Raw genomic sequence first — 23794 nt, 5'->3', positions numbered from 1 at the left:
CAAGCCTTGGCACACTAGGCAGCTCTTCCCTTGCCGACAAGGCTGCGTGCGATGCACTTCTATGAACCTGCCAAAGGCCACGGCCTGCCCCACGACCCGTTCAACGCCATCGTCGGTCCACGGCCGATTGGCTGGATTTCTTCCCACGACCGCGAAGGCCGGCTGAACCTGGCGCCGTACAGCTTCTTCAACGCCTTCAACTACATCCCGCCGATCGTCGGCTTCTGCAGTGTCGGGCGCAAAGACAGCCTGAACAACATCGAGCAGACCGGCGAGTTCGTCTGGAACCTGGCCACCCGGCCCCTGGCCGAGGCGATGAACCAGAGCTGCGCGGCGGTGCCGGCCGAAGTCGATGAATTCCAGCTCAGCGGGCTGACCCCGGCGGCCTCGCGCGTCGTCGCGGTGCCGCGGGTGGGGGAAAGCCCGGTGTCGTTCGAATGCAAGGTGAGCCAGATCGTCCAGCTCAAGCGCGCCGATCAGGCTCTGGTGCCCAGTTGGCTGATTCTGGGTGAAGTGGTGGCGGTGCACATCGCCGAGCACCTGCTCAAGGACGGCATCTACGACACTGCGGCGGCTCAGCCGATTTTGCGTGGCGGCGGCCCGGCCGACTATTTCGAACTGGGTGAGCTGTTCAAGATGAACCGGCCGCAGGGCTGATCACCAGATCAGCTCGGCCTCATCGCTGACGCCCTGCAAGCGCTCCAGTTCGGCACTGGCCGCTGCGTCGGCGGCGATGGCGCTGGCAAAGGTCTGGCCGTCGAGCAGCTTGTGAAAACGCGGCGCCCCGCCGCCGATCAGCTGCTTGACGGCGATGGCTGCGTGATACCCACCGCCCTCGACCGGGACCATGGCCGAAACGGCTTCGAAGTGGGGAAAGACTCTACGGGCCATGGGCGGCGCTCCGGTGGGCTGGCAAAGGGCGGGATTCTACACGCACGGGCTGCCCAGGCAAGCCAGTAGCCTGGCAGCGTCGCGTTGCAGGCTTTGGGCGGCCTAGAGGTTCCCTCGAGCTGCCTCGATTGCCTGAGCTCGGCCCAGCCCTGGCACTCAAAACAACGCCTGCACCTTCTCCAGCTCACGGCGGGTCATCTGCCCGGTGCGGGTGTGCAGGTTGACGTAGCTTTGCAGCATCGCCAGTTTGGTATCGAGCAGGTCGCGCTTGGCGGCGAACACCCGTTGCTGGGCGTCGAGGATATCGACCGTCGAGCGCACGCCGGCACCGTAGCCCTTCTGCGCCGAGGTCAGGGCGGTTTCGCCGGAGCGCACGGCGGTGACCAGCGCTTTGATCTTCTCGAACCCTGCCACCACGCCCAGGTAATTAAGCTCGACATCTTCACTCAACTGCTGAGCCTGAGCGTCCAGCCCGGCGCGGGCGCTTTCCAGCGCCGCGCGGGCCTTTTCCGACGAAGCGGTGACGCCACCGCCCTGATACAGCGGAATATCCAGCACCACACCGACGTAATAGGTCGACTGCCGCTCGGACAGCTCGTTGATATCGCTCTGATCGATGCGCGCCACCCGCCCGCTCAGGGCCAGGGTCGGATAATGCTGGGCCTTCTGCTGGCGCAGGTTGGCTTCGGCGAGCTTGACCGAAGCGCGGCTGACGCCGAGCACCCCGGCCGACTGGTCGGCCTTGGCCATCCAGTACTCCAGGTCTTGCTCGGGGGCGAGCAAGGCGGCGGCCGGTGCCTGCGCCTGCATCGGTGGAATCTGCGTGACGTTCAAGCCCGAACGCCCGGCCAGGCGGCGCAGCGCCGAGCGGTGCTGGGCCTGCAACTGGATTTCCTGGGCGCGAATCGAATCGAGCCGGGCCTGGGCCTCGGCCTGATCGGTAATGGTGCCCTCGCCCGCTTCGAACAGGCGCTGCGACTGCTTGGCCAGGCCCTCGATGGAGGCCTTCTGCTGGGTGGTCAGGGCCAGCTCGTTCTCCACCTGGGCGAGGTCGAAGTAGGCCTGCACCACGCGGTCGAACAGCGCCTGGTCGGCGTTATCGTGCTGCACTTCGCCCAACTGACCGCGGGCCTTGGCCTGTTCGTAGGCGGCCCAGCGGCCTTTGTCGTAGAGCGGTTGGGTGACGGTCAGGGCAACGCTGTCGGAGGCGTACTGATCGTCCTGGCGGCTGGCTGGGCTTTCTTTATCGAACTGCCCGCCATGACCGTAACGGGCATTGATGCCCACCTGCGGCAGCAAGGCGCTGCGACCGATCGCGCGCTCCTGGCGCGAGGCTTCGTAATCGTGTCCGGCCACTTGATAGGTAGCATCGTTGAGCCGCGAGGCGTCGTACAGGCCGAGCAGCGACAACGGCGCATCGGCGGCGCACAGCGGCGCGGCAGCGAACATGGCCAGCAGCACAAACACAGATCGAGCCACGGTCATTCTTCCTTGAGCGCGCCAGCCATGCGCTCGGCGACAGGTTGCATGAGGTAGTTGGCCAATGTTCGCTCACCGGTCTTGACCAGCACTTCGGCCTGCATACCGGGCTTGATGTCCAGGCCCAGTTCACGCAGTTCGATCACAGCCTTGGGGCTGACCTGCACCTCGACCGAGAAATACGGCGAGCCGGTCTTCTCGTCCACCAACTGGTCGGCGGACACGGTCGACACTTGGCCGACGATCACCGGCGTGTGCACCCGCTGCAACGAGCCGAAGCGCACGTCCACCGGCAGGCCGGGCTTGAGGCGGTCGGCCATCATCGGCGGGAACTGCGCCTTGACCACCCAGCTCGAGCCTTGCGGCACGATGTCCATCAGGCGCTGACCGGGCTGCACGATGCCGCCGACGGTATGCACCGTCATGCCCATCACCTGACCGCTGACCGGCGCGCTCAGGGTGGCGCTGGACAGCTCGAATTCCAGTGCCTTGATCTGCTCGAGCAGGCTGGAGGTCTGCGCGCTGACCTGGGTCAGCTGCGACTCGGCATCGCTGCGAAACTGCTGGGCCTGCTGCAAGCCCTTGAGCTGGCTTTCATTGACCGCCTGGCGGGTGCGGCCGATGTCGGAAATGCTCGAGGCCAACTGCGCGCCCAGTTGCGCCGCGCTGCTTTCGGCTTCGAACAGGCGGTTGCGCGGCAGGTAGCCCTCACGGGCCAGTTCGCGCATGCCTTGCAGCGACTGTTGCTGGAACTGCAACTGCGCCGCGTGGTTGCGGCGGATTTCTTCGAAGCCCTTGAGCTGGTCGTTGAGCGAGGCGATTTCGTGCTTGCTGATCTGCATGCGGCTGGCCAGTTCTTCACGGCGTGTGGCGAACAGATAACCCTGCAGTTCCATGGCCGCCACGGCGCGTGGATCGCTGGCCCGCGCCAGCAGCGCGGCGGACCACTTCACCTGGGGCGCATCGAGGCGCTCGGCCATCAGCCGGTCTTCCACGGCCCGGGCGCTGAGCCACTGGCCCAGGGCGACGTCGAGCTGCGAGCGCGCCTGCACGGTATTGAATTGCAGCAGCACCTGGCCCTGCTCGACCCGATCACCTTCACGCACGCGGATATGCTCAAGCATGCCGCCGCTGCGTGACTGCACGGTCTTGCGCTCGCCCGAGACCACCACCGTACCGCTACCGACCACGCCGCGGTCCAGCGGTGCGAGAAACGCCCAGAGCAGAAACCCGCCCAGGCCGAGCAACAGGCACCACAGGCCGACGCGGGCGATACCGGCGGCATCGGCGTCGGGCTGATGCTCGATGGGCGAGAGGTCGTGAGAACTGGCTTGCATGGCGGCCTCAGGCTTGTTGATCGCTGATTTCAGCAGGCTTGGCCGCAGCGGCCGGGAGCAAGGTCTTGAGCACCTGGTCGCGCGGGCCGAACAGGTGCTGCACGCCATCGCGCAGGAACAACAGCTTGTCCACCGCCGCCAGCACGCTTGGCCGGTGGGTCACCAGCACCACCGTGCAGCCGTCGGCCTTGAGCTGGCGCACGGCCTGCACCAGGGCCAGTTCACCGGCATCGTCGAGGTTCGAGTTGGGCTCGTCGAGCACCACCAGCGCCGGCTTGCCGTAAAGCGCCCGAGCCAGGCCGATGCGCTGTTTCTGCCCACCGGAAAGCCCCAGGCCGCCGCTGCCGAGCAGGGTGTCGTAGCCATTGGGCAATTGCAGAATCATCGGGTGGATGCCGGCCAGCTGCGCCGCGGCGATGACCTTGTCGGCCTCGACCTCACCGAAGCGGGCGATGTTCTCGGCGATGCTGCCGTCGAACAGCTCGATGTCCTGGGGCAGATAGCCCAGGTGCGGGCCGAGCGCTTGCCGCGACCACTGGCCGATCTCGGCGCCGTCCAGGCGCACCGAGCCTTGCCGCGCCGGCCAGATGCCGACCATGGCCCGCGCCAGCGACGACTTGCCCGAGGCGCTCGGCCCCACCACCGCCAGCACCTCTCCCTTGGCCAGGGCCAGGGTCACGCCGTTGATGGCCGGTTTCTGCTGGCCAGGTGGCGTCACCACCAGCCGCTCGAGGGTCAGCGCGCCGCTCGGCGGCGGCAGCGGCATGCGCGGCGCGGCCTTGGGAAATTCGGCCAACAGGCGGTTGAGCCGGGCATAGCTGCTCTTGGCGTTGCCCATTTGCTTCCACGAGCCGATCAGCGCTTCGGCCGGCGCCATAGCCCGGCCCAAGAGCACCGACACGGCGATCATCACCCCGGCGGAGATCTGGTTCTCGATCACCAGAATCGCCCCCAGGCCCAGCGCCAGCGACTGCCAGGTCATGCGCACGAAGCGTGACAGTGCAGCGATCCGCGCACTGCGGTCGCTGGCCCGGCCCTGCTCGACGATGACCCGCTGCTGCACGTTGAACCAGCGCTTGCGCAGTGGCCCGAGCATGCCCAGGGCCTGAATCACCTCGGCATTGTGCAAGGTGCTGTTGACGTAGCTGGACGAGGCCACCGACAGCCGGTTGGCCTCGGCCATGCTTTTGCGCGTCGACAGCTCGTTCCACAACGCCAGGGCGGCAAGAATCAGCGAGCCGATCACGGTGAACACCCCAAGCCAGGGGTGGAACAGGAAGGTGGCGATGATGTACAGCGGCAGCCACGGCGCGTCGAACAGGGCGATCAGCCCTGGCCCGGTGACGAACTGGCGGATGGCATTGAGGTCGCTAAGCACCTGCGCCGGGTTGGCGCTGTGCTCCTTGAGGCTGCGCTCGAAGGCGGCATCGAACACCCGCTCGCCCAGGTGCGTGTCGAGCCCGGCGCTCATGCGGATCATCACCTGCCCGCGCACCCATTCCAGCGCGCAACTGAGGGCGAAGAAGCCCAGCAGGATCAGGCTGAGCATCAGCAGCGTGGTTTCGTTGCGGCTGGTCAGCACGCGGTCGAAGACCTGCATCATGTAGATCGACGGCACCAGCATCAGCAAGTTGATGACACCGCTGAACAGGGCCAGCACACCGAACAGACGGCGATAGCGCAGCAAGGCGGCATCGATGTCTCGCGTGGGGTCGAAGAAAAGGCGCATGTAGGTCCGACGAATGAACAACGTTGGAGATAAGCGACGCTGGGGTCGATGCCGGGCGGCGGCCGATGCTAGCACTTTGGCTCAGGGGAATGAACTGGCTGGCGAGCGGCACGTCGTGACCAGTTCATCGGCGCGCACGGCCGGTTCTTGAGGGGAGTGCCGACCGCAGCATTGCACCACTGGTCGCGACTATCGGCTTGATCTTGTCACCCTGTAAGACAGTGCTCTATTTCCTATGTCGCGACGTATCTTGACACACTGATTGCTAACGATTCTCATAAGCAACTTTCATTTTCAGCATTCAGGCCTTTGCCCATGTCCTGCTCTCTCCCGCTACGCCCTCGCCCGCCGTTCAACCTGCTCGCGCTGGTGGTCTGCATGGCCACCGCCACCCCGGCCCTGGCCGAGGACACCGAACCGGCAACGGCTACGCCTGCGAGCGGGGTCATCGAACTGGGCGCCACCGACATCATCAACACCCACCTGGGCAGCACCACCGAGGGCAGTGAGTCGTACACCTCCGGAGCGATGTCGACAGCCACCAAACTGCCGCTGACCCAGCGCGAAACGCCCCAGGCGGTGACGGTGATTACCCGCCAGCGGATGGACGATCAGGGGATGACCAGTATCAATGATGTGATAAGGGCAACCCCTGGCGTTTATCTGAACTATAACGACGGCCCGGGGAGGCAGACCTACACCGCCCGAGGCTTCGACATCGACAATCTGATGTACGACGGCATCCCCAGCGGTTACAACGGCGTCAGCGTCGGCGCGCAGCCTAACCTGGCGATGTTCGACCGCGTGGAAGTGGTGCGCGGAGCGACGGGCCTGGTGACCGGGGCAGGCAACCCCTCGGCAGCCGTAAACCTGGTGCGCAAGCGGCCGCTGGCTGAGCAGAAAGTGACCCTCACCGGTGCCGCCGGCAGTTGGGACGACTACCGCGGCGAGCTGGATGCCTCCAGCCCGCTCAACGGCAGTGGCACTTGGCGCGGCCGGGTGGTGACTTCCTACAACGATGCCAACAGCTTCGTCGACAACGCCATGCAGCGTCACGGCTTGTTCTACGCAGTCACCGAAGCAGATCTGACCGACAGCACCACACTGACCCTGGGGTTCTCCAACCAGAAGGACAAGACCAATTACTTCTGGGGCTCGTCGATGGTCGGCCTGGACGGCCGCCACCTGCACCTGCCGCGCTCCTACAACCCTGGCACCGACTGGGAGAGCAAGGATCAAGAGATCAACACGGTGTTCGCCGAGTTGCGCCATCAACTGGCCAACGACTGGAAGTTGCAGCTCAACGCCAACTACGCCGAGCAGGATGCGATGTTCCGAGGCTCCTATCAGTCACGCTTCACTCCGGACCAACGCCTGGCCCGCACCATCTACAAAGCCACCTATGACGAGAAACAGGCTGGCGTGGATGCGTTTGCCAGTGGGCCGTTCCAGGCATTCGGTCGCACCCACGAACTGGTGGTCGGCGCCAGCAAACGGATTTATGACATGACGGAGCAGCAATACTCTCCGTACAACCAGTCGGGTTATCCGCTGGAGGCAGGCAAACCTGACTTCACCAAGCTTGGCAGCGCTACACAAGCAGTTACCTCCCAGGAAGGCGTCTATGTCACCAGCCGCTTCAGCCTGGCTGATCCGCTCAAGCTGATCGTCGGTGGCCGCTTGGACTGGTACGACTATGACGACCGTGATGGCGAGGGCGACTATAAAGTCACCCGCAACCTGACCCGCTATGCCGGCTTGATTTACGACCTCGACCAGCATCACTCGGTGTACGTGAGCTACAGCGACATCTTTACCCCGCAATCTGAACGTGATGAGGCAGGCACACCCGTGCGGCCTATCGTGGGCAAGAACTACGAAGTGGGGATAAAGGGCGAATACTTCGACGGTGCCTTGAACGCCAGCGCGGCGCTGTTCCGTGTCGATCAGGAAAACCGCGCGGTGCAGACCAACACTGCAGTCTGCCCTCGCGGATTGAATCAGTGCTACGAAGCCTCTGGCCAAGTGCGCAGCCAGGGCGTCGACTTGGAACTGCAAGGCGCGCTGACCGACCGCTGGCAGGTCGGCGCAGGCTATACCTACGCTCGCGTGCATACCCTCAAGGACGACAATAATCCGGGAAGCGTCAACCAGCGCTTCGATACCGACGTGCCTGAACACCTGTTCAAGCTGACCACCAACTACCGCTTCCAGGGCGACCTGGAGAAACTGCGAGTCGGCGGCACGCTGTCGTGGCAGAGCCGTTTGTACAACGACATCGAGCTGGCCGACGGCAGCAACTACCGTCTGCAACAGGGCAGCTATGCCGTCACCGATCTCATGGCCGGTTACCAGGTCAACCAGCACCTCGACTTGCAGCTAAACGCCAACAATGTGTTCGACCGCAAGTACTACTCGTCCATCTCCAGCTCCTACCAGTACGGCGGCGACAACTACGGAGCGCCGCGCAACCTGATGCTGACTGCCAAGTACACCTTCTGATCCAAACAACCGGGGCCGCTTTGCGGCCCTTCGCCGCTAAACCGCAGCGCCACTCAATGCCCCCCCATCTCCCGTACCCAACACTGCTCGATCCAATCCTCCAGAGCCTTCACCCGCTTGGGCTCATAGCGGTTGTTCAGGCGCACCAGGTGCACCGGCAAACCGGTCAGGCTCCATTTGGGCAACAACTCGACCAGCTCACCGGAGTCGATCCCTGCCTGGAATAGCCAGCGTGGCCCCGGATGGATGCCGGCGCCCTGGCGCACGGCCTGCAGAATCGCGCCGACGTTGTTGAGGTAGAACACCCCCTGCAACTCGACACTGACTTCCTTGCCGTCGCGGTTCAGGCGCAGGCGGGTGCGGTGGCGTTCCTGGCCGAGCGAATAAAGGATGCCGCGGTGGCTGGTGAGGTCCTGGGGTTTCTCCGGCAGGCCGTGGGCACGCACATAGGTGGGGCTGGCACAGAGCACGCTGGGCATGCAGCCGATGCGCCGGATCAGCATGTCCGACACCGGCGGCTCGCCAACCCGCAGGGCCAGGTCGATGGCTTCGCCGCGCAGATCGAGGCGCGAGTCCGACAGCACCAGGTCGAGCAAAATCTGCGGATGCCGCTTCTGGAACGCCGTCAACCAGCCCACCAGATGCCGCTCGCCGAAGTTGACCGGTGCGGTCATGCGGATGGTGCCGGCAATCAGCGGCGAGGCGCCATCGAGGTCGGCGATCACCCCTTCCATCTCATCGATCAGTGGGCGCATCAGTTCATAGGCGCGTGACCCTGCCTCGGTCATGGTCACTTGCCGGGTGGTGCGATTGAGCAGGCGTACGTTCAGGCGCTTCTCCAGCGAAGAGATGCGCCGGCTCACCGAAGACGGCTCGAGGTCGTGGTCGTCAGCGGCTTTGGTCAGGCTGCCGCGCTCGACGATACGGAAAAACAGGCGCCATAGCGAAATGTCATCATTCATGCACTAACCGCAATTCTCTTTTGAATATTCTCCCCTTCAAGTGCACTTATCCCTCAAATACCATCCCCCGTCTACTGCTCAGGGACGGAGGCGATTTCCATGCAAGCCCAGCAAGACGCGACGCGCCGGGCCTTGGTCCTGTTCGCGGTATGCACCGCCGGTTTGATCCTGCCTCTGGAGTACACCGGCCCGGCCATGGCCCTGGCGGCGATTGGCGACGATCTGGGCGGCAGCCCGGTGGCGCTGGCCTGGGTGGTCAACGCCTTCGCCTTGAGTTTCGGCAGCGCGATCATGGCCGCCGGCACCCTGGCTGACCTGTATGGACGCAAGCGCATGTTCTGCTGGGGCATCGGCAGCTTCACGGTGCTCTCGGTGGTGGTCAGTTGCGCGCCCAACGTGGTGTTTCTCGACCTGATTCGCGGCCTGCAAGGCATCGCCGCGGCGCTGACCATGGCCGGCGGCTCGGCGACCCTGGCCCAGGAATATGAAGGCCATGCGCGTACCCGCGCCTTCGGTCTGCTGGGCACCGCGTTCGGCCTCGGTCTGGCCTTCGGCCCGGTGATTTCCGGGGCGTTGGTGGAGTTCTTCAACTGGCGCTCGATCTTCCTGCTCGGCGCGGCCTTCGGCGGCCTGGCCTGGCTGCTGGCGGCGCCGCGCATGCGCGAAAGCCGCGACCCCGGCGCGCGCCACCTGGACTGGGCCGGGGTGCTCAGCTTCAGTGCCATGCTGGTGCTGCTGACCTTCGCCATCATGCAAGTGCCGGCACACGGCTGGCGAAGCCTCACGGTGCTCAGTCTGGTGGGCGCGGCGCTGCTGATGCTGGCGCTGTTCATCGGTATCGAGCAGCGCCAGGCACGGCCGATGCTCGACCTGTCGCTGTTCGCCAGCAAACGCTTCGTTGGCGTGCAATTGCTGCCGATTGCCACCGCGCTGAGCTTCATCGTGCTGCTGATTGTGCTGCCGCTGCGCTTCGTCGGCGTCGAGGGCCTGGGCACCGGCCAGGCCGGGCTGCTGATGCTCGGCCTGTCGCTGCCGATGCTGGTGGTGCCGTTCCTCTCGGCGCTGATGGCGCGCTACATCGCCCCGGCCAACCTGTGTTTCGCCGGGCTGCTGCTGGCCGCCGGCGGCCTGCTGTGGCTAGCGCAAGTGCCGGTGGGCGCCGCCTGGCTTACGCTGTGCCTGCCCATGGCGCTGATCGGCATCGGCTCGGCGATTCCCTGGGGGCTGATGGACGACCTGTCGATCAAGGTGGTGTCGGTGGAGCGCGCCGGCATGGCCACGGGCATCTTCACCACCATGCGCGCCTGCGGCGAGGCGGTCTGCGTGGCCGCCGCCCTGGCCTTGCTCAACAGCTTGTTGCAGGGACAGCTGAGCGCACTGCTCGGCCCCGACAGCGCTACAACGGTGGCCGCGGAGCTGGCCACCGGAAGCTTCAGCGCCGCCCAGGCCAATGCCGCACAGGTATCAGCGCAGGCCCTCGGCGAGCTGTACGGCGCAGCCTTCGCCACCCTGAGCTATGGCCTTGGCGCCCTGACCCTGGCGGCAGCGCTGGTCAGCCGCTGGGCGCTGGCCGAACCCGGTGCTGCCTGCGCGGCAGGAGCCGCGCCTGGTGCCGAGCGCTGAGAGTCGCTCGGCCTGATCAATCGACCCTTTGAGGACGTCATGATGGAACGTGACAACACTTCTGCTGCGCAGCTCACGCTTGTCCCCATCGCCCAGGCCTTGCAGGGCGCCAGCGCTGATTGCTCGGCGCAGATGACGCAGATCGCGCAGTGGTCGCACACCTACCTGTGCAACCCGCACCCCGAGCTTGGCCGCAGCGGCGCGGTGTGCCCCTGGACACCGGCTGCGATCAAGCGCGAAACCTTCTGGCTGGTGGACATCGCCTTCGCCGAGCGTGAGCAGGCCGATATCTGCGCCGACCTGCTAAGCCTGATCGAGCGCTTCAAGGACAACGCGCCGCAGCACGGCAACGCCAGCCAGTTCAAGACCATCGTCGCCGTGCTGCATGGCCTCGACGACCCGGCCCAGGTCAATCACTACCACACGCTGCTCAAGCCAGACTTCCTCGCTGCCGGGCTGATGCTCGGCGAGTTCTATTCGCACTGCCCCAAGCCCGGCCTGCGCAGCGATAGCTTCAATCCGCTGCGCTCACCAGTGCCGTTGCTCGTGGTGCGCGAAATGGTCGAGCTGGATATCGCGTTTCTCTCGGACCAGCCGCAGTTCGTCGAAGCCTACCTGCGTGCCCATGGCTCACGGGCCAAGGTCGGCATCAATTCGGTGTTGCACCAGCAAGACCGGCTGACCCTCAGCGACGAGCAGTGGCAAGTGCTGCGGCGCATCGTCAACAGCTGATTCAACGCCACACCCCTATTCGCTTCGAGTGCCCCGGAGGCCCTGTAAATGCCCGTTCGTATGCCTGAACCGTATCGCATCAAGATGGTTGAGCCACTCAGGACCACCACCCCCGAATACCGCCAGCAAGCCCTGCACAAGGCCGGCCTGAACCCGTTCCTGCTGCGCGCCGACGATGTCTTCATCGATCTGCTGACCGACAGCGGCACCGGCGCGATGAGCGACCGGCAATGGAGCGCGATGATGTCCGCCGATGAGTCGTACGCCGGCAGCCGCAGCTTCTTCAAGCTCAGCGATACTGTCGAGCGCCTGTTCGGCTTTGCCCACACCATTCCCGTGCACCAGGGCCGCGGCGCCGAGCAGATTCTGTTCCCCTGCCTGGTCGAGCGCGCCCGGCAACGCGGGGCGACGGCGCCGGTGTTCATCTCCAACCACCATTTCGACACCACCAAGGCGCACGTGGAACTCGCCGGCGCGATGGTCAGCAACCTGATCTGCCCGGCCGCCCTGGACACCGCCCGGCATGACGACTGGAAAGGCAACTTCGACCTCGCCGCCCTGGCCAGCGACATCGAACGGCTCGGTGCCGAACAGGTGGCGGCGGTGGTCATCACCATCACCTGCAACAGCGTCGGCGGCCAGCCGGTGGCGATGGACAACATGCGTGAAGCCGCCTCCATGGCACGCCGGCATGGCATTCCGGTGGTGATCGATGCGGCGCGTTTCTCCGAAAACGCCTACTTCATCCAGCAGCGCGACCCGCGTTACCGCGAGCAGTCGATCCACACGATCGTGCGCGAGATGTTCGACTGCGCCGACATCTTCACCATGTCGGCGAAGAAGGACGCGATGGTCAACATCGGCGGCCTGTGCTGTTTCCGCGAAGACGGCGAGCTGCTGCGCGCCGCGCAACTGCGTTGCGTGCCGCTGGAAGGGTTCATCACCTACGGCGGCCTGGCCGGGCGCGACCTCGAGGCCATGGCTGTGGGCCTGGACGAGGCCTGCGACGTGCATCACCTGGCCAGCCGTATCGCCCAGGTCGAATACCTCGCCGAGCGCCTGCAAAAGGCCGGCGTGCCGATCCAGACCCCGGTGGGCGGGCACGCGGTGTTCGTCGATGCCGGCAAGATTCGCCCGGATGTGCCCGGCCATCATTTCCCGGCACAGATGCTGGTCAACGCGCTGTATCTGGAAAGCGGCGTGCGCGCCACGGAAATCGGCTCGCTGATGATGGGCCGGCACCCGCAAACCGGCGAGCAGGAGCCGGCGTTGTTCGAGCTGATGCGCCTGACCATTCCACGGCGCACCTACACCGACAACCACATGGACTACGTGGCCGACTCGCTGATCGAGGTGGTGCAGCGCGCCGCCAGCCTGCGGCCACTGGACTTCACCTACGAGCCGGCGGTCCTGCGCCAGTTCACCGCACGTTTCAAAGAAATTTGACCCACCCCGACATCAGGATCATTTCCATGGGCCAAGCAAGTACCCACGTCACGGCCGCGCCCGTCGCCGACCGGACAGTAGAAGAGTATCTCGAGCTCGCGCGCGACATACGCCACAAGCTGCGCGCCGAACAGGAAGTGAGCGACTCGCAGGGCACCTACAGCCCGGCCATGCACCACTGGTTCCGCGAGCACGGTTTCTACCGATTGCTGCAACCGCGTCGTTATGGCGGACACGAGATGAGCCTGGGCGATTTCTACCGGGTCATGATCGAGATTTCCCAGGGCCACCCGGCACTGGGCTGGAGCCTGACCCTGGCCGCCGGCCACGCCCTGACCCTCGCCTCGCACTGGTCGCAGGCGGTGCAGGACGAGGTATTTGGCAGCGATGGCCATTTCATCGCCCCGCACCGGGCGTTTCCCGGCGGCAGTTGCACGCGGGTCGAGGGCGGCTACCGGGTCAGCGGCACCTTCGCCTACTGCACCGGCGTCACCTACTCCACCCACGCCATCGTCACGGTCATCGACGAGCAGGCCGGGACGGCGGGCGAACCGCTGGCCTGCCTGGTGCCGCGCGCCGACTTCTGCATCCTCAACGACTGGGGCGGCAGCGAGATTCTCGGCATGCGCGCCAGCGGCTCGAACAGCATCCACCTGGACGATGTGTTCGTCCCTGAACGGGCCGCCGTGCCGTTCGCCGGCTTCTACGCCAACCAGGACGTCAGCGACGGCACCCCCGGCACGCGCCTGCACGGCAACCCGCTGTACCTGGGTTACCTGATGCTGCCCTACCACGCCAACCTGCTGGCACCGGTGATCGGCGCCGCGCGGGCGGCACTCGATGAATACCGCGAGCTGATCGAACTGCTGCCGCACCCCCTCGACCCGCGGCGCAAGCGCGCCGAAGACGTGCAGTACCAGCGCGCCTTCGGCCAGGCCCTGGCCCTCACCGATGCCGCCGAGGCCACCCTGCTGCACACCTGCGAGCAGCACCAGCGCCTGGCCCAGCGCTGGTGTGAGACCCGCGAGCCGATCAGCGTGGCGCTCAACGTGCGCGCCTGGGGCGCGTTGCAACAGGCCGGACGTCAGGCCTGCGAGGCGGTCGAGTTGCTGTTCCGCACCTCGGGCACCTCCCAGGCCCGTTGCGACACGCGCATGCTGCGCTATTTCAGCGACGTGTCGATGTACCGCGGTCACGTCGGCGCGCAGTGGGAATCGTTCGCCACCTACGTCGGCCGTGCCGAGCTGGGCATCCCCTTGGAGTTTCTCGAACTATGAGCACACCCCCTCGTTCAGGCGCAGCGCAGGCGCGAACCGGCCAACAGTACCTCAGCGCCATCGACGATGGCCGCCAGGTGTTCATCAATGGCCAGTGCCTGACCCGGCACAGTCAGCATCCGGCCTTTTCCGGCGCGGTCGCCTCGGTGGCCGGGCTGTACGACTACCAGGCCAGCCACCTGGAGGACATGACCTTCGCTCTCGATGGGCAGCGCCGGGTCAGCAAGGCCTGGGAACTGCCGCAGCGCCACGAGCAACTGCTCGGGCGCGCGCACGCGTCCCTGGCCTGGGCGCGGCAGAGCCTGGGTTGGCTGGGGCGCAGCCCGGATCATGTCTCGGCGGCGCTGAGCGGCATGCTCACCCACATCGAGGTGTTCGAAGCGCACTGCCCTGATCGCGCAGCCGCGCTGAAAAGCTACTTTGCCTACGCCCGCGAACGCGACCTGTACCTCACCTACACCATCGTCAATCCCCAGGGCGACCGCTCGCGCAGCCCCGGCGAGCATGCACAGAACCTCTACCACACCCTGGGCGTGGTCAAGGAAACCGATGCGGGGGTGATCGTCAAAGGGGCAAAGATGCTCGGCACCGCTGCGGTGCTGGCCGATGAAGTGCTGGTCGGTGTGCAAAACCCGCTCAAGCCGGGGGTCGATGAGCGCTACGCGTTGTCCTTCGCGCTGCCGCTGAACACCCCCGGCATCAAGATACTTTCCCGGGTGTCGTACGCCGAGGGCAGCAACCGCTTCGACCATCCGCTGAGCAGCCGCTTCGATGAGAACGACGCGCTGATCTACTTCGACAATGTGCTGGTGCCCTGGGAGCGGCTGTTCGTCTACGGCGACACCGGCATGTGTCGGCGCCAGTTCCACAGCACCGCCGCCGAAGTATTGATGGACACGCAAAGCCTGGCGCGCCTGACCACCAAGCTGCATTTCCTGACAGGGCTCGCCCAGCGCATGACGGAAATCACCGGGGTCAGCGATGTCCCCGCCGTGCGCGAGATGCTTGGCGAAATGGCCTGCAACACGCTGATGATCGAAGGCCTGTTCAAAAGCCTGATTCATTGCCCGGTCACCCAAGGCGACTACGTGGTGCCCGATAAAAAGCACCTGTACATGTGTCAGGCGGTGGCGCAGTCGGTGTATCCGAAATTCATCGAAACCCTGCGCAAGCTGGCTGGCGGTGGCGTGATCATGCTGCCCTCCAGCATCGACGACCTGGCCAACCCGCAAGCCCGCGCACTGATGGAACAGACCCAGTACTCGAGCGTTGCCTCGCCATTGGAACGGGTGCAGGTGATGAAGCTGGCCTGGGATGCCATGGGTTCGGAGTTCGGCTCGCGTCACCTGCAGTACGAGATGTTTTACTCGGGCCCGCACTTCGTTGCGCTGTCGCGGGTGCACAGTGAGTACGACTGGGAAGGCGCCAAGGCCCTGGCCTGTTCGGCCTTGGCCGAGACAGCCGAGTTTCAGTAGCCGGGTCGCTGGCTAGACGCTTCAACGGACACGGCGTGCAGGACAGTTCGCCGGCGGGGATGATAATAGTTTTCATTTGTTATAGAGTCGTGCGCCCCGTTGGCTTGACCTGCACGCATGACATCCTCCACTGCCGATCATCTGCTGGTTTCCTTCCAGGAGCATTACGCTGATCTGCTGGCCTTCCTCGCCCGGCGTCTGGGCAATGTGGAAAATGCTGCCGACGTGGCGCAGGAAACCTTCCTGCGCCTGTCCAGGCTCGCCGATACCTCGCACATTCTCGAACCGCGCGCATTCATCTTCAGGGTCGCCGGCAACCTGGCTCTGGATCGCCTGCGCCAGGAGCGCCTTCGCTCAGGCCTGCACAGCTCGGATACGACACCGGACGAGCTGTGCGACTACCTGGCCTCTCCGGAGAAACGTTTTCTCGACCGTGAAGCCGTGCAGCAACTGGAAAAATCCCTGGCGGTGCTGCCGAGCAACGCCCGGCTGGCGCTGTTGCTCAATCGCCTGGAAGGCCTGACCCACGGCCAGATCGCCGAACGCCTGGGCGTCTCGGAGAGCATGGTGGGCAAATACATCATGCAAGCCATGCGTCATTGCCGCGATTGGCTGCGTCAGTCCGAGGGGCTTTAGAATGCGCATCCCTCTGCCCGCAGCCTGCCGTTCACCGAGTGCCGACCATGCCTGACCCGATGAACCCACAGCCCACCCGCGCCGAGCTCGACGAACAGGCCCTGGAACGCTGGGTGCAGCTCAACTCCGGCAACGCCAGCGAGGCCGACTGGCAGGCTTTCCAGCAATGGCGCCAGCGCAGCGCTGCGCATGCGGCGGCCGCTGATGAAGTCGAGCAGCTATGGCACACCCTGGGCCATACCCAGCCGCCGAAACTGCCCGCGCAAGCGGCGCCTGCACCTGGCCGAGCGCGGCGCGCGCGCCGCTGGGCGGCACTGGCGGCCTGCGTCGCCGCCCTGGCCGTGGTTGGCCTGCACGGGCCAGCCAGGGTGCTGACCGCCGATCAGGCCACGGCCACCGGTGAGCGCCGCACGCTGACCCTCGACGATGGCAGCCAGGTCTGGCTGAACAGCGCCAGCGCAGTGAACATCGACTATTCGGCGCAGCGCCGGGAGATCACCTTGCTCAAGGGTGAAGCGCTGTTCCAGGTCAGCAAGGATGCGGCGCGACCGTTCGTGGTGGTGGCCGGAGACGGCGAGGTACGTGCAGTGGGCACGCGGTTCGACGTCGACCTGCACCGCGACCGGGTGCAGGTCGGCGTGGCCGAGGGCGTGGTGCAGGTCAGCTCCGGCGGCAGGCATGTGCGCCTCGAACAGTCGCAGCAGGCGTCGTATCAGCAGGGCCGCGCGCCTTCGTCGGTCGACCTGTACGACCCCGGCAGCGGCGCGGCCTGGCAACGCGGCAAGTTGATCTTCAACCGCACGACCCTGGCCGAGGTGTTCGAGGTGACCGAACGCTACCTGCCCGGCGCGCTGGTGGTCAGCGGGCGACTGCCGAACAACCCGGTCAGTGGCGTCTTCGACCTCGACGACCTGCCCGCCATGCTCGATGTACTGAGCCGCACGCAGCCGGTGAAAATCGTCAGGCTGCCGTGGCTGACCGTGGTCTTGTTCGATGAGAAAAATAAATCCGAGAGCTGACTGCAAGGTTTGCCATCGATAAACGTCGTGGCCAGTGAGCGCGAATGATTCCCATATCGCACGCCCACATTCCATGACGGATACCTCACATGCAGGCTACTTCCACTCCCTTCGTGCTGCGGCACGGTCATACCCTGACACTGGCCCTGGCCTTGGCACTCGGAACCGGCGCAGTGCTGACGCCGATCTCGGTTCTGGCCGCATCCGCTGCCGGTACGGTCAGCCTGCACCTGGCGGCGCAGCCGCTCGATCGCGCCCTGACGCAACTGGCCGACGCCGCCAACGTGCGCATCATCTTCAATTCGGGCGACGTCTCGGCACGCCGCAGCCCGGCGCTCGATGGCAGCTACTCGCTGGCTCAGGCGCTCAACCAATTGCTCGAAGGCAGTGGCTACAGCTGGCGCAAGCTCGATGAACACACCCTGGTGCTCGAACCCAGCAACACGCAAGCAGGCACCCTGGAGCTGAGCACCACCCTGGTCAATGCCGCGGTGCTGGGCAACGTCACCGAGGGCACTGGCAGTTATGCGCTGGGCAGTGCACAGGTTGGCGGCAAAGGTGAGCAGACGCTGCGCGAGATTCCCCAGTCGGTGTCGGCCATCACCCGCCAACGCATGAACGATCAAGGCCTGACCAGCCTGAACCAGGTGCTCGAGCAGACCACCGGCATCAGCACCACCGGCGGCAACGACGTCAACACCAGCATCCTTGCACGTGGCTTCGCACTGACCAACATCCAGACCGATGGCGGTGCCGCGGCGCTGCGCCAGCAGAGCTACGACACCCTGCCGGACATGACTCCTTACGATCACGTCGAGGTGCTGCGCGGCTCCGATGGACTCTCTGGCGGCACCGGCGAGCCGGCCGGCACCATCAACCTGGTGCGCAAGCGCGCCCTGGACCACAACCAGGTCATCGTGCAGAGCTCGGCGGGGAGCTGGAACAACTACCGCCAGGAAGTGGATGTCACCGGCCCCTTGGGCTTCGACGGCAAGCTGCGTGGCCGAGCGGCAGTCGCCTATGAAGACAAAAACTACTTCTACGACCGCGCCGACAGTGAAAAGCACGTGGTGTTCGGCACCCTGGAAGCCGACCTGAGCCCCGATACTTTGGTCACCGTGGGCGGCACCTATGAATGGCGTGATATGGACGGCTACTGGGATGAAGGCTTCCCGCGCTACACCACCGGCGATCCGCTGAAGCTGTCGCGCAGCACATCGCTGGCAGCTGACTGGTCGACCAACAACTACACGCGCAAGGAAGGCTTCCTCAAGCTGCGCCAGCAATTGAGCGACGCCTGGGAATTCAACACCAGCTACACCAAGAGCAAGTACCAGACCACCCAGAACCAGGGACAGATCGAAGGCCCCATCGACCCTACGGTGGCTGCGGGCGGCACCTATCAGCGCTTCATTCGTGACTACAGCAACGACCAGGACCTGCTCGACGGCAACCTGATCGGCCGCATCGACGCCTTTGGCCGCAGCCACGAGCTGTTGCTGGGTGTCGACTACACGGAAAGTCACCGCACCTACGCCGACCACAGTGATTTCGGCTTAGCCGTCCCCATCGACCCCTTCGATGGCAGCATCGGCTCGATGCCCGAGCCGGCCAAACCGCCCCTGTATTACGAGACACCGACCTGGATCACCCGCAAGAGCGGCGCCTACGCCACGCTCAAGGCGCAGTTGAGCGATCCGCTGAAGCTGATCGCCGGGGCCCGCTACACCGATTTCAACGGTTTCAACCGGGTAATGGTTCCCACGTTCGGCGACACCGTGCGTGGCGGCAAGGAAAGCGGCATCGTCACCCCTTACGGCGGGTTGGTGTACGAGCTCGATGATGCGTGGTCGGTCTATACCAGCTACGCGCAGATCTACAAACCACAGACCGAATATATCGATCGCACCTTCGCCCCGCTCAAGGCCATCACCGGCGATACCTACGAGCTCGGCGGCAAGGGTGAGCTGCTCGGCGGACGGCTGAACGTGTCGTCGGCGTTGTACTACGTCAAGCGCCAGAACGAGGCGATCAGGATGTTCATCGCGACCGCCCCGAACAGCCAGAACAACTGCTGCTACGTGGCCGATGGCGAGATCGTCAGCAAGGGCATCGATGCTGAAGTGTCGGGTGAAGTGTTGCCCGGCTGGCAGTTGTTCGCAGGCTACACCTTCAACATCAACGAACAGACCAAGGCGGCAGATGGCGCCAGCAATGGCAAGCCGCTGAGCACGCAAACGCCCAAGCACCTGTTCAAGTTCTTCACCACCTACCAGTTGCCTGCCGGGCTTGAGCGCTGGAAGGTCGGTCTGGGCGCCACGGTGCAGAGTTCGAACTACGTTTCAGGATCGGTACAGCGCCGCCTGGGCGACGGCACCTTGAGCCCGGCGAAGGACGAATACAACTTCACCCAGTCCGGTTACGCGGTGTGGAACTCGTTGCTCGAATACCGTATCGACGAACACTGGACCGCCGCGGGCAACCTCAACAACCTGTTCGACAAAACCTATTACCAGACGGTCGAGTCCAGCAGTTACGGCAACTGGTACGGGGCGCCGCGCAACTTCATGTTGACCCTGCGCGGTACGTTCTGAAGCAGTGCCCGTGGGCGCATGAGGCACTGCCCATGGCAGCTCGCCTCTACCCGTAGCGCTGGCATCGACCGTCGCATTCACTCGTTCGCAGTTGTCGCGCGGCATGCCTGAGCAGCAGCAGAGAACCGGCCAGCAATACGATGTCCTTGATCAGAAACCCGGCGGTGCTGCCCAGTGCCGGAAAGCCGCCGACCGATGCGTCCCAGCAGCCTGGGGTGGTAAGTATCAGGCTGCTGGTCAGCAGAAAAGTCAGGCTCGAGCCTGCCGCTGCCAGCAAGGTCAGCGAAGGCGCGCAGATGCCCGCCAGCAACAGCAGCGCCAAGGTCCATTCCACTGCGCCCAGCAGGTAGCTGGCGCCGTGGATGCCCAGCGTCGGGTATAGCCATGACAGCAACGGGCTATTACTGACCAGCGGGATCAGCGCATTAGCCTCGTAATCGAACCATTTGGCATAGCCGAACAGCACGAAGATCACGATCAGCGCCCAGCGCAACAATTCGACTTCAATGGGATAGCGAAGCAGTCGAGCCAGATAAGACGCATGCATGGAGGTGCCCTGAATAGATATGGACGGACCAGGAAAGCCGCGCTGGCAACTTCCGGGCGTCGTACAGTAACTCGGGCCAATGGCTAAATGAATCGCTGAGACTTTACGGTATATGACGAAAACAGCCGCGAAGTTGGCAGCTATCTCGTCGCGCTTCATTTCATATTTAGATGTAATTACCAGAGGTCATAGGCGTTATCTTTAAAACTTGCGATAACACTCACGAACACTGTCAGAAAGTTTCAGCGCATACCGCCGATATTTTCCACCTCTGGGTACAGCCGGCTTAATGTCCGACGCGCCTGGGCGCCTTCGAGGTAGGGGAAAAGCAGATTGGCCAGCGCCTGATAGTCCAGTGTCCGGCCATTTACTTTAGGCGTGCACATCCAGATCTTGATGCGCAAACCTCCGGGCACCGGCTGCACGTGGGGCGCGGCCAGCGACGCCAGGCCTACGTTCGGCAGCGATGGCATCTGCGCGTAGGCAGCGATGGCGAACAGCAACGAGGTGCTCAGCAGACGCTGATCGGCCTCGTAGCTGTCGAAGGTTTCCCAGGGAAGCTCAATGTCGTCGGCAAAGCGCAGGGTGTCGCGGCTCACGGTCAACACCCGCGCGCCATGCCGACGGCGCAGCGCTTCGGCCAGCGACAGCCCGGCCAAGCCGGCCACCAGCAGTGCCAGGGCCAGGCCCCAGAGCACTAGCGACAGGCCACCGGACAGGTGCTCGGCAATGCGGCTGGCAGTCAGGGCGAGAAAGCCGCCCGCCGCCAGCGCCAGCAGCGCCACCACGGCGCAGGCGACGGCCTTGCCGAGCGACGACTCGATGATGTCGAAGGTCTCGCTCGGGCCTTCGGCAGACGCTTGCAGCCAGGCCAGCTCGTCTTCGCCGATCACCTCATACACGGCTGAGCAGCCCATCCAGGGTGCGCTGGGCCTGGGCCGCATCGCGGTAGGCGCAGAGCAGCGCGATGACTTCCTCGCGGCCCAGTGTGCGCCCTGCGCAGGCAAGGCCGGCCGACACGATGCGCACCTGCGGCGCCGGGTCCTTGCTGACCTCGGCCTGGCTCGCGAACGGGCGCATGTGCAGCACGCGGTGCGTGGGCAGGGTCGCCGTCTCGACCAGGGTCAGGGTCTGCGCCAGCATGGCCATGGCTTCCTTCTGCACGTCGATGTCCTCGACGTCGGCCAGCTCCAGTGGTTGGTCGAGGGTATCGACGAACAGCTGCCGCCGGGTCAGGCGCATGAAGGGCTGACCTGCGTTGCGGTGCTCCCAGCTGATCCACAGCGCCCCCAGCAGCAGGAAGGCACTGGCGGCGATCATGCCGAGCTTGCCCAGGCTGATGCTGAGCGCCAGCAGCCCCAGCAGCCCTACGACAGCAACCGGCCCCCAGATCTTGTAGACCTTGGTGTTGGTGAATTCGCTCTGCTCCGGCACGCGCTCGATGGTTTGCCTAAGCTCGCTGATCATCCGCTCGCGTTGCAGGGCGCGTGCCGGGTCGTGGTCGCCCTCGGACGGGCGTGTCGTGTGTTCGGTGTAGGCCATGCGTCAGGTCCGGGTCAGGAAAAACGGCGCGCGCGAATCACTTCTGCGCATCGAGATAATCGGTGAGGAACGCCTGGGCATTGCCTTCGCTCGACAGGCCTTCGGAGTAACCCACGGAGATCGCCTGCGCCTCACCCGGCAGGTTCAGCTCGCCGCCCCACATGCCCTGGACGATCAGCACCACGAACTTCTTCCCGTCGACGGTGGTGGAGTAGCGGGTGTCCTTGCTGGTCTTCTCGACGTGCATCTTCTGGATGCGCATGTTCCAGTCGTGGTCGATGCCTTCGATCTGCACCAGGGCCTCGTTGGCGCTGCGCTCGCCGATGCGCAGGGTCCACACCTTGACCCCCTGCTCGCCCTGATAGGCCACTACTTTTTCTGCCACTGGCGGGCGTTCTTCGGCGTGGGCCAGGCCCATCCACAAGGTCAGCGCTGCGACCAGCACGGCCGCCCATTTACGATAAACAAGCATCGGTTTCGATCCTGATAAAGACACGGAACCCAAGGCCGTTGCGCCGGCGAACCGGGCCCCTGGCGTTGGAGGAAGGCGGACATTGAAGTCAACCCGCCTGCGACTGACAACCGCTGTGGGCGCTGCGCACAACAATCGCAGCGTCAATCACAACAGCCTGAGCGGCGGATGTGCCGGGGTTAACAAATCGCTCTCGTCGCTGGCGTCACGCAGTGCAGATCACCGCTTAGACGAGCACGCGGAAAAACGCGTCTTCGAAGCGGCGCATTTGCGCCTCGTCGCCCACACTGACGCGAATCCACGTCGGCCAGCTCGGCCACACCCGCCCGACCAGCACCTGCTGCTCTTTGAGCGCCGCGACGATCGCCTCGGCGGGGCGGCGCACATCGACCATGAAGCAGTTGGCCTGGGACGCCGTGCAGCGCCAGCCGGCGCGACTCAGCCGCGCCACCGTGGCGTCACGCAGTTGCTGGTTATCCTGCTTGCGCCGCGCCACCAGGCTCGCGTCTTCAAGACTTGCCAGCGCGCCACGCAAACTCGGCTCAGCCGCCACGTTGTAGCCATCGAACTTCTCCAGCGCTTCCAGCAAGGGCGGCTGGCCGACGGCCAGACCGACCCGGGCGCCGGCCATGCCGTACAGCTTCGAGAAGGTGCGCAGCACCAACAGATTGGCGTGGGTTTTCACCAGGGGAATGCAACTGGGCACATCGCTGAAATGGATGTACGCCTCATCGACCACCACCACGCTGTCGGCCGGCGCCTTGCGCAGCAGGCGCTCGATGTCGGCCGCGGGGGTCACGCTACCGGTGGGGTTGTTAGGGTTGCACAGGTAGATCAGCCCAGGCTTGGGGTCGACAGCCAGCATGGCCTCGACATCGTGCGCCTGCTGCGCATTCAGCGGCACGCTGTGCACCTTCGCACCGCGCGCCTCGGCGGTCTGCGCCGGGGTTTCATAGGACGGCTCGGGCACCACCAGGCTGCGCGGCCCGGTGAAGGCATGCACGGCATTCTGCAACGCCAGTTTGGAGCCGCAGAACACCTGCACCTGATCCTCGTCCACCCCCTGCTGGCGCGCGAACACCTCGATCAATTGGTACTGCAATGGGTAGGGATAGCGCCCGCACCCGGCCACACCCTGATGCATGGCCGCCTACGCCGCAGCGCTGGGGCCGAACGGGCTTTCGTTGTAATTCAAGCGCACCGGCGCTGGGCCTGGGGCCGCAGCAGCGGCTGCCGGCGCCGCCCAGCTCACTTGGCCGAGCAGCGGCAGCGCCGCGCTCAGGCCGACAAGACGACGACGAGATAGACCTTCCATGATTCTGCGTCTCCTGAAGTAGGTTCACTGGAGGACGCATCCCTGACGCAGGCGTTTAGGGTGGCACAGAGCCACCCCTGGTCAGGCGCGGAGAGCGTTGTCCGGGCTGAATCGTTCAATCTTCACAGCGCACCCATGACTACACGCTGCTCTCACAGTCATTGACCAATGCTCAAACCACAATTGCATGGCGCCCACCCAACAGCGAGAAAGGTA

At 64.8% G+C, this 23794-nt stretch carries 19 protein-coding genes and 1 pseudogene; 10 read left to right on the top strand and 10 right to left on the bottom strand.

What is annotated here, in order from left to right; all coding sequences use genetic code 11:
* The first annotated feature begins 51 nt into the window (after nt 1-51).
* Nucleotides 52-657, top strand: coding sequence for a flavin reductase family protein (locus tag H618_RS0119755; protein ID WP_028696708.1), 606 nt, complete (start codon nt 52-54; stop codon nt 655-657).
* Here H618_RS0119755 and H618_RS0119750 read toward each other — a convergent pair whose 3' ends face one another.
* The 4 genes from H618_RS0119750 to H618_RS0119735 all read right to left on the bottom strand — a co-directional run bounded on the left by H618_RS0119750 (nt 658) and on the right by H618_RS0119735 (nt 5436).
* Nucleotides 658-891, bottom strand: coding sequence for a hypothetical protein (locus tag H618_RS0119750; protein ID WP_028696707.1), 234 nt, complete (start codon nt 889-891; stop codon nt 658-660).
* Nucleotides 892-1047: 156 nt separating this feature from the next.
* Nucleotides 1048-2340, bottom strand: a complete 1293-nt coding sequence (locus tag H618_RS0119745; protein WP_425414210.1) for a TolC family outer membrane protein — start codon at nt 2338-2340, stop codon at nt 1048-1050.
* A 32-nt stretch (nt 2341-2372) separates the two neighbouring features.
* A complete protein-coding gene (locus H618_RS0119740) occupies nt 2373-3707 on the bottom strand; it encodes an HlyD family type I secretion periplasmic adaptor subunit (protein ID WP_028696705.1) in 1335 nt (444 codons plus the stop codon).
* A 7-nt stretch (nt 3708-3714) separates the two neighbouring features.
* Nucleotides 3715-5436, bottom strand: a complete 1722-nt coding sequence (locus H618_RS0119735; RefSeq protein WP_028696704.1) for a type I secretion system permease/ATPase — start codon at nt 5434-5436, stop codon at nt 3715-3717.
* Between the two features lie 315 nt (nt 5437-5751).
* Between H618_RS0119735 and H618_RS0119730 the strand changes: the two genes are divergently transcribed.
* Complete coding sequence (locus tag H618_RS0119730; RefSeq protein WP_028696703.1) at nt 5752-7938, top strand: TonB-dependent siderophore receptor; 2187 nt, start codon at nt 5752-5754, stop codon at nt 7936-7938.
* Between the two features lie 53 nt (nt 7939-7991).
* Here H618_RS0119730 and H618_RS0119725 read toward each other — a convergent pair whose 3' ends face one another.
* Nucleotides 7992-8900: a LysR family transcriptional regulator gene (locus tag H618_RS0119725; protein WP_028696702.1), complete on the bottom strand. Its 909-nt coding sequence runs from the start codon at nt 8898-8900 to the stop codon at nt 7992-7994.
* A gap of 99 nt (nt 8901-8999) precedes the next feature.
* Here H618_RS0119725 and H618_RS0119720 point away from each other — a divergent pair, with 99 nt between their 5' ends.
* From H618_RS0119720 to H618_RS0119685, 8 genes are all read left to right on the top strand, one after another.
* Nucleotides 9000-10523 carry an MFS transporter gene (locus H618_RS0119720; protein ID WP_028696701.1) on the top strand — a complete coding sequence of 508 codons (1524 nt, stop codon included), beginning with the start codon at nt 9000-9002 and terminating at the stop codon, nt 10521-10523.
* Between the two features lie 42 nt (nt 10524-10565).
* Nucleotides 10566-11255: a DUF6875 domain-containing protein gene (locus H618_RS0119715; RefSeq protein WP_050577365.1), complete on the top strand. Its 690-nt coding sequence runs from the start codon at nt 10566-10568 to the stop codon at nt 11253-11255.
* 48 nt (nt 11256-11303) lie between these two features.
* A complete protein-coding gene (locus H618_RS0119710) occupies nt 11304-12701 on the top strand; it encodes a tryptophanase (protein WP_028696699.1) in 1398 nt (465 codons plus the stop codon).
* Between the two features lie 26 nt (nt 12702-12727).
* Nucleotides 12728-13978 (top strand): acyl-CoA dehydrogenase family protein, encoded by a 1251-nt coding sequence (locus tag H618_RS21975; protein WP_050577364.1) that lies wholly within the window; start codon nt 12728-12730, stop codon nt 13976-13978.
* The gene (locus tag H618_RS0119700; RefSeq protein ID WP_050577363.1) at nt 13975-15453 is read left to right on the top strand and encodes a 4-hydroxyphenylacetate 3-hydroxylase family protein; all 1479 of its coding nucleotides are present in this window, start codon (nt 13975-13977) and stop codon (nt 15451-15453) included. The genes H618_RS21975 and H618_RS0119700 overlap by 4 nt, the downstream gene beginning before the upstream one ends.
* A 117-nt stretch (nt 15454-15570) precedes the next feature.
* On the top strand, nt 15571-16089 hold the full coding sequence (locus H618_RS0119695; RefSeq protein WP_028696697.1) for a sigma-70 family RNA polymerase sigma factor: 519 nt from the start codon (nt 15571-15573) through the stop codon (nt 16087-16089).
* A 47-nt stretch (nt 16090-16136) separates the two neighbouring features.
* A complete protein-coding gene (locus H618_RS0119690) occupies nt 16137-17108 on the top strand; it encodes a FecR family protein (RefSeq protein WP_245586797.1) in 972 nt (323 codons plus the stop codon).
* An 89-nt stretch (nt 17109-17197) separates the two neighbouring features.
* Nucleotides 17198-19702, top strand: coding sequence for a TonB-dependent siderophore receptor (locus tag H618_RS0119685; RefSeq protein WP_050577362.1), 2505 nt, complete (start codon nt 17198-17200; stop codon nt 19700-19702).
* Between the two features lie 46 nt (nt 19703-19748).
* On the opposite strand, the gene H618_RS21970 is transcribed toward H618_RS0119685, so the two are convergent.
* From H618_RS21970 to ptaA, 5 genes and pseudogenes are all read right to left on the bottom strand, one after another.
* Entirely contained in the window at nt 19749-20249 is a 501-nt protein-coding gene (locus H618_RS21970; protein WP_050577361.1) for a YkgB family protein, read from the bottom strand.
* A gap of 242 nt (nt 20250-20491) precedes the next feature.
* Nucleotides 20492-21166 carry a hypothetical protein gene (locus H618_RS0119675; RefSeq protein WP_154660693.1) on the bottom strand — a complete coding sequence of 225 codons (675 nt, stop codon included), beginning with the start codon at nt 21164-21166 and terminating at the stop codon, nt 20492-20494.
* Entirely contained in the window at nt 21144-21791 is a 648-nt protein-coding gene (locus H618_RS0119670) for a hypothetical protein (RefSeq protein WP_028696693.1), read from the bottom strand. The genes H618_RS0119675 and H618_RS0119670 overlap by 23 nt, the downstream gene beginning before the upstream one ends.
* 37 nt (nt 21792-21828) lie before the next feature.
* A complete protein-coding gene (locus H618_RS0119665; RefSeq protein ID WP_028696692.1) occupies nt 21829-22263 on the bottom strand; it encodes a hypothetical protein in 435 nt (144 codons plus the stop codon).
* A gap of 226 nt (nt 22264-22489) precedes the next feature.
* A pseudogene (gene ptaA, locus H618_RS21965) lies at nt 22490-23578 on the bottom strand (pyoverdine biosynthesis transaminase PtaA).
* Between the last annotated feature and the right edge of the window lie 216 nt (nt 23579-23794).

The sequence above is a fragment of the Pseudomonas cremoricolorata DSM 17059 = NBRC 16634 genome (assembly GCF_000425745.1).
Classification (GTDB): domain Bacteria; phylum Pseudomonadota; class Gammaproteobacteria; order Pseudomonadales; family Pseudomonadaceae; genus Aquipseudomonas; species Aquipseudomonas cremoricolorata.
This window is presented reverse-complemented; position numbering and strand designations above follow the sequence as displayed.